This window comes from Corallococcus caeni (genome assembly GCF_036245865.1).
GTDB classification, from domain to species: domain Bacteria; phylum Myxococcota; class Myxococcia; order Myxococcales; family Myxococcaceae; genus Corallococcus; species Corallococcus caeni.
Genome location: NZ_BTTW01000001.1, coordinates 1,050,563 through 1,057,446, shown reverse-complemented (window position 1 = coordinate 1,057,446; position 6,884 = coordinate 1,050,563). Strand labels below are relative to the sequence as shown.

5 protein-coding genes are annotated in these 6,884 nt (G+C 71.2%); 1 reads left to right on the top strand and 4 read right to left on the bottom strand.

Annotation, left to right across the window (positions count from 1 at the left end; translation table 11 throughout):
- Positions 1 to 5: 5 nt before the first annotated feature.
- From AABA78_RS04205 to AABA78_RS04190, 4 genes are all read right to left on the bottom strand, one after another.
- Positions 6 to 1,241, bottom strand: a complete 1,236-nt coding sequence (locus AABA78_RS04205) for an MFS transporter (RefSeq protein ID WP_338261739.1) — start codon at positions 1,239 to 1,241, stop codon at positions 6 to 8.
- A gap of 94 nt (positions 1,242 to 1,335) precedes the next feature.
- Entirely contained in the window at positions 1,336 to 2,412 is a 1,077-nt protein-coding gene (locus AABA78_RS04200) for an ATP-binding response regulator (RefSeq protein ID WP_338261738.1), read from the bottom strand.
- A complete protein-coding gene (locus tag AABA78_RS04195; RefSeq protein WP_338261737.1) occupies positions 2,409 to 3,878 on the bottom strand; it encodes an ATPase domain-containing protein in 1,470 nt (489 codons plus the stop codon). Before AABA78_RS04195 ends, AABA78_RS04200 begins: the two co-directional genes overlap by 4 nt.
- 222 nt (positions 3,879 to 4,100) lie before the next feature.
- Positions 4,101 to 5,435 carry an MFS transporter gene (locus AABA78_RS04190; protein WP_338261736.1) on the bottom strand — a complete coding sequence of 445 codons (1,335 nt, stop codon included), beginning with the start codon at positions 5,433 to 5,435 and terminating at the stop codon, positions 4,101 to 4,103.
- A 167-nt stretch (positions 5,436 to 5,602) separates the two neighbouring features.
- On the opposite strand from AABA78_RS04190, the gene AABA78_RS04185 reads away from it, so the two are divergent.
- Positions 5,603 to 6,871 (top strand): serine/threonine-protein kinase, encoded by a 1,269-nt coding sequence (locus tag AABA78_RS04185; protein ID WP_338261735.1) that lies wholly within the window; start codon positions 5,603 to 5,605, stop codon positions 6,869 to 6,871.
- Positions 6,872 to 6,884: the final 13 nt, after the last annotated feature.

Sequence of the window (6,884 nt, the reverse complement as noted above, 5' to 3'; positions counted from 1 at the left end):
CTCCGTTACACTTCGAAGGCGGCGAAGCCGCGCGAGCGCAGGGCGCGCCGCAGCACGGCGAGGACGAAGAACCCCAGGGCCGCGCTCGCGGTGACCCACCGGATGCCCCAGCGGTCCCCCAGCGCGCCCTGCACCCACACGCCCACCGTGAAGCCCACGAAGAGCAGCATCGTGCTCAGGCTGGCGATGCGCGCCTGGAGCTCGGTGGACACGCGGGCCAGGCACAGCGCGGACAGCCCCGTGAGCGTCAGCATGTAGAGGGCGCCCAGCGCCATCACCGCGACGGCCGCGACCGGCAGCGACGGCGACAGCCAGTACGCCGCCGCCGTCGGACCAATCAGCAGCAGGCCCACCTCCAGCAGCCGGGCCTTGCCCATCCGGTCCGCGAGCGCCCCCGCGCCCAGCGCCGCCACCAGCGAGCCCACGCCCTGCGCGGTGACGAGCACCGACGTCGCGCCCGCGTCCAGCTGGAACACCTGGATGGCCATCACCGGCGCCAGCGCCGTGAAGGGCGCGATGCACACCGCGATGGCCAGCGTGCCGCCCAGCGCCACCACCAGCGCTTCGTCCGCGAGCGCGACCCGGAACCCCTGGAGGATGCCCGCCCACAGCCCGCCGAAGTCCGCCGGCTTCCCCGCCGCGGTGGCCCGCACGCGCGTGAGCGACAGCAGCACCGCGCCAAAGGACAGCGTGTTGATGAGCAGCGCCCACGCCACGTCCGCGTGGGCGATGACGAGCGCCCCCAGCGCGGGCCCGCAGATGCGCCCCAGGTTGTTCTGCGCGGCGTTGAGGCTGAGCGCGCTGTGCAGGTCCTCCTTCGGCACCGACACGGCGATGAGCGCGGAGTACGCGGGCGTGAAGAGCGTCACCGCGCAGCCGTTGAGGAAGGACACGACCGCCACCCAGCGCACCGTCAGCCCGCCCGTGAAGGCCAGCGCCGCCAGCACGCCCGCGAGCACCAGCTGCACCAGCGCCCCCACGCCCACCGCCCGGCGCCGGTCGAACCGGTCCCCCAGCGCTCCTCCCAGCGGCGCCAGCACGATGGCCGGCAGGAACGTCAGCGCCGCCACGCCCCCCGTCCACTCCGCCCGCCCCGTGACCTTCGTCACGTACACGCCCAGCGCCAGCACCTCCATCCACGTGCCGATGTTCGACAGCGCCGCCCCGCCCCACAGCAAGGCGAAGTCGTGGTGCTTCAGCACGCGCAGCGAGGACAGGCGGGACGATGGAGGCGTGGACACACTCGCTTTCTAATTCACCGAGAGCGCCGGGTGTTCAAGGACTTCGAAGCTGGTCGGTTTGGGCGGGGTTGCGGCGGAATCGTGCAGTGCTGCTTCAGTTCCGCCGGGGCAGACGGAGGGTGAAGGTGGAGCCCTCGCCCAGGGTGGAGCGGGCGGAGAGCGAGCCGCCGTGCAGCTTCGCCAGGGCGGCGGCGATGAAGAGGCCCAGGCCGTGGCCGCGCTCGCGGTCCTCGTCCGCGCGCTGGAAGCGGTCGAAGACGTGGGGCAGGGCGCTGGCGGGGATGCCCACGCCCCAGTCGCGCACGTGGATGAGGACGAGGCCCGGGTTGAGCGTGACGCCCATCTCCACGTGGCGCGACGTGCCGCTGTACTTCACCGCGTTGGACAGCAGGTTGTTGAGCACCTGGCGCAGCCGCTCCGCGTCCAGCAGCAGGGGCTCCAGCGGCTCGCCGTCGTGGAAGGTGAAGTCCATGTCCGGCTGGAGCTCGCGCCACTCCTGGATGAGCTCCTGGAGGAAGGGCGCCAGCGCCGTGGGCTGTAGCTTCAGCTCCAGCTTGCCGTCCGCCAGCCGGGAGGCGTCCAGGATGGACGTCACCAGCCCGTTCATCCGATCCAACTGGCGCAGGACGGCCTCCGCGGAGCGGCGCTCGTCGTCGATGCCGCGCTTCTGCACCTTGCGCAGCAAGAGCTGCGTGTTGAGCCGCGCGGAGGAGAGCGGCGTCTTCAGCTCGTGCGCCACCCAGTTGAGCATCTCCTCGCGCGCCAGGCTCACCGAACCGGACGCATCGCGCGCGGCCGGGGCGGCGTCCGTCCGTTGCTCCACGCGGTACTTGAGCGCGCTGCTCACGGCCTGCTCGAAGGTGCTCAGGTCCACCGGCTTCGCGAGGAAGGTCTGGGCCGCTTCACGCCCCTGGGGGCGCGCCGCGCTCAACAGCAGGAACGGCACGTCCGAAAGGGTCGGCTCGGAGCGCATGGCGTGCAACAGCTGCATGCCGGTGCGCCGGGGCATCATGTGGTCGCTGACCACCAGGTCCGGCGTCTCCGTGCGCGCCAGCAGCAGGGCCTCCTCGCCGTTGTGCGCGCGGATGACCCGGTGGCCCAGGTCCTCCACCACCTCGGAGAAGACCTCCAGGAGCGCCTCTTCATCCTCCGCGATGAGGACCAGGCTCATTCACCCAGCCCTCCCACGGTGGTCCCCAGCGGGCGGGCCTGGCCTGTCAACAGTCCTACCGCGGAGCGCACCGGGGCGAGCACCTTCACGCCGGTGTCCTTGATCTGGAACTCTCGCAGGTCGGGGGAGTACTCGCTGTCCCGCATCTTGAGCACGGACATGATGCGGTGCATCTGACCGTGCAGCTCCACGTAGCGCAGCAGCAGCAGGTTCTCTCCCAGGATGGCGACCGGCGCGTCGTTGAAGTCCAGCTCCGTGCCCACGATCTTCGGCACCTCGCGGGTGAAGAGCGAGGTGACTCCCCGCATCCGCAGCCGCATCGCGAGCGAGGCCAGGAAGGTGCGCCGCCGTCCGGGGTCGATGATGGACAGCTCCAGGTCGGTGAGCCCGTCCAGCACCAGCCGCTGGACCTTGAGCGCGTCCACCTGCCGCAGGATGTCCCGCACGAGCACGTCCGCCTCGAACTCCATGGGGGGCACGTACCGCAGCGTCAGCCGCCCCTCGCCCAGCAGGGGATCCACGTCCAGCCCCACGCGCTTGGCGCGCGCCATGAGCATGGCCGGCGCGTCGAAGAAGGAGACGAAGAGCGCCCGCTCGCCGTGGCGCGCGGCGTCCGCGGCGAAGTGCGTGGCCAGCAGCGTCTTGCCAATGCCCATGCTCCCCGCGAGCATCGTCGTGCTGAGCTCCGGGAGCCCTCCGTGCATCAGCGCATCCAGCTCCGGCAGCCCGAAGCCCTTGCGCTTGAGCGTGGGCGGCTCGTCCCGGAACTCCAGCGGGACGGCCTCCAGGCGCGGGATGAACTCCACGCCCCCCTCGTGGATGGTCATGGTGTGCTCGCCCGTCAGGTGGGGCCGGCCGCGCAGCTTCACCACCTCCACCCGGCGCACGCGGCGCGAGCCGTGGACCTGGACGGACAGGGACACGATGCCGTCCACCGTGGTGGCCTCCGGCAGCGCCATCAGCCGCTCCAGCGGATACTCCGTGGTGAACAGGCCGATGCAGTTGCTGGCCGCCAGGCCGATGCCCAGCTCGTAGAGGAACTCGCGCAGCCGCGCCTCGTCCTGCCAGAGGTCCCGGATGGAGCGCAGCCCGTCGATGAAGAGCATGGCTGCGCCGCGCTCGCGCACCGTCTGCAGGAGCAGGTCCCGCGCCTCCTTCGGGCCCCGCTTGAGCGCGGAGTAGGCGCTGATGATGAAGAGCTTCTCGCCCAGCACGTCCGGCTTGAAGAACTCGAAGCTGGACAGGGCCCCCATCAACTTGTCGTGCGGCTCCGAGGTGACGGTCGCCAGCACCACGGGAATACCGCGCGCGGCGGCCATGAAGGCCACCTGACTGCACAGCACCGTCTTCCCGGACCCGGGCGTACCGGTGACGATGAAGGACTGGCGCGGAGGGATGCCTCCGCCCAGGAGGACGTCGAAACTGGGAATGCCGCTCTGGAAGAGGGCGGACTCACTGCTGGGCATGCCAGGTTCCGTCAGGCGGCGTGGGAACATCGCGCGAGGCTTTCGCCGCTCGAAAGCACGCGCCGGGACAAGATGCGCACGGGCAACAGGGCCTGCCCGGGGCACCCTCCGTTTTGTTGCCGCATAACCGACACTTCCGACGGGAGCCATCACGACGAACCCGGGTGCCCGGCGTACCGCCAACCGGTCAACACCTCTGGCCGCGGGGCGGGCGGGCGGACGTCAGCGGGAGGGCGTGGGCGGAGGGGCCGCCTCGCTGGCGGTGAAGCCCCGGAAGCGCAGCAGCGCCACCACGAGTCCCACCGCGCAGACGCCGGAGACGTAGTGCGCGGGCGCGAGCGGGCTCTCTTTCATGGCCAGCGTGACGGCCAGCGGCGTGAGGCCGCCGAACAGCGCGTAGGCCACGTTGTAGGAGAACGACAGGCCGGAGAAGCGCACCGCCGGGGGGAAGGCCTGCACCATCACGGCGGGCACCACGCCCGCGACGCCCACGCAGAACCCCACGCCCGCGTAGAGCGGCACCAGGTGCTCGGGGGAACTCGCCACGCCCCGGTAGAACAGCTGCGCGGCCACGAGCAGCACGCCCGCCCCGATGCCCATGGCCCGCGTGGCCCCCAGCCGGTCCGCCAGCAGCCCGTAGCAGACGCAGCCCACGGTGAGCGTGAGCGTGGCCACGCTGTTGGCCGCCAGCGCCCGCGCGGGCGGGATGCCGTGCAGCTGCTGCATCAACGTGGGCGTCATCAGGATGACCACCACGATGCCCGCCGTCAGCACCCAGGTGAACAGCATGGACACGACGACGGCGGGCCCGTGGCCCCGGAGCGCGGCCTTGAGCGGCAGCTCCTTCACCAGCGCCTTCTTCTGACGCATCTCCTCGAAGACGGGCGTCTCCTGGAGCCAGCGGCGCAGGAACACGGCGAGGAAGCCGAACACGCCGCCCACGACGAAGGGCACGCGCCAGCCGTACGCCATCACCTGCTCCGGCGTGAAGACGGTGTTGACCGCGGTGGCCACCAGCGACCCCAGCAGGATGCCCAGCGTGAGCCCGGAGGTGAGCGTCCCGCACGCCAGCCCCACGCGCTGCTCCGGCACGTGCTCGGAGACGAAGACCCACGCGCCCGGCACCTCCCCACCCACCGCCGCGCCCTGGAGCAGCCGCAGCGTGAGCAGCAGCAGCGGCGCCGCGTACCCCGCGGTGGCGTACGTGGGCAGCAGGCCCATGCACAGCGTGGGCACCGACATCAGGAAGACGCTCAGCGTGAACATCCGCTTGCGCCCGGTCCGGTCCCCGAAGTGCGCCATCACGATGCCGCCCAGCGGCCGCGCCAGGTAGCCCGCCGCGAACAGCCCGAACGTCTGCAGCTGCCGCAGCCAGTCCGCCGTCTCCGGGGGGAAGAACAGCCGCCCCATCACCCCCGTGAAGAACACGAAGATGATGAAGTCGTAGAACTCCAGCGCGCCCCCCAGCGCCGCCAGGCCCAGGGTGCGGACGTCCTGGGCGGACAGGGGACGGGGAGCGGCCAGCGGGGACGGGGCGTCGGAGGAGGGGGTCGCCATGCGCGGGAGGACCGGGAGGATATGCCGGGACACCCGCCAGGGCCCCATCCGTTACGTTGTTAAGGTGTATTCACCGCAAAACCTGTTGACACGGTGTGCGAAACTTGTGAGCCGGGCATGTCATCGGTATCTTCCCGGAATTACGAGTTCCGTCCGGGGAGTACAATTTGGACAGGGTTGATACCGCGACGCCTCCGCCGGCCGCACCCGGAGTGGACAGCCGCTTCGGGAAGTACCGCATGGTGCAGCGGCTGGCCGCGGGCGGCATGGCGCACATCTTCCTTGCGACGCTGGACGGGCCGGACGGCTTCTCCAAGGCGTGCGTCATCAAGCGCATCCTGCCGGAGTACGCGAACCTGGAGCCCTTCGCGCGGATGTTCGCGGACGAGGCGAAGGTGGCGGCGCTGCTCACGCACCCGAACATCGTGCAGGTGTTCGACTTCGGGAAGATCGACGGCCAGTACTACCTGGCGATGGAGTGGATCCAGGGCCAGTCGTTGGACCGCATCATGCGGCACGCGGCGGCGTCGAACATGCCGCTGGGCCCGCGCGTGACGGTGGACGTGGGCATCGCGATGTCGGACGCGCTGACGTACGCGCACGCGAAGACGCTGTCGGACGGAACGCCGCTGAAGCTGGTGCACCGGGACATCACGCCGGGCAACGTGCTGGTGTCGCGCGACGGCATCGTGAAGCTGGCGGACTTCGGCATCGTGAAGAGCTCCGTGAACCTGGAGCGCACGGTGGCCGGGGTGGTGAAGGGCAAGTACGCGTACATGTCCCCGGAGCAGATCACCAACCGGGAGCTGGACCACCGCTCGGACCTGTATTCGCTGGGCATCGTCCTCTACGAGCTGTCCACGGGGCGCCGGCTGTTCAAGCGCGACACGATGGAGGCCACCATCGTGGCCGCGTCGCAGGGGGACGTGCCGCCGCCGTCGCAGGTGGCGCCGGGCTTCCCGCCGGAGCTGGAGCGCATCCTGCTCAAGCTGCTCGCGAAGGACCCGGCGCAGCGCCACCAGACGGCGCGCGAGCTGCACGACGAGCTGGAGCGCTACCGCACGGCGCAGCACTGGACGTCCGGCGGCCGGGAGCTGGCGACGCTGATGGCCACGCTCTTCCCGCCGGATGCCTCCGGCCGGGTGTCCACCGCGGTGGCGGTGCCGGGCTCCATGCCGGGCTCCTCCAGCCTGGTGGGCTCGGGCGTCTCCAGCGCGCCGCCGGCCATGGTGCCGGAGCACGCGGTGGACCTCCAGGAGTCCAGCGCGCTGGTGCCCACCGGCGTGCTGCCCCGGAGCACCGGGACGGGGTCCACCACGGGCGTCATCCCGGCGCCGGAGCAGGTGGCCGCGCCCGGAGCGTTCCCCTGGGGGCTGGCCGCCGCGGCGGGCGTCGCGCTGGTGGGCAGCGCGGTGTTCTGGCTGTTCATCGCGTGAAGGGCGGGCGCAC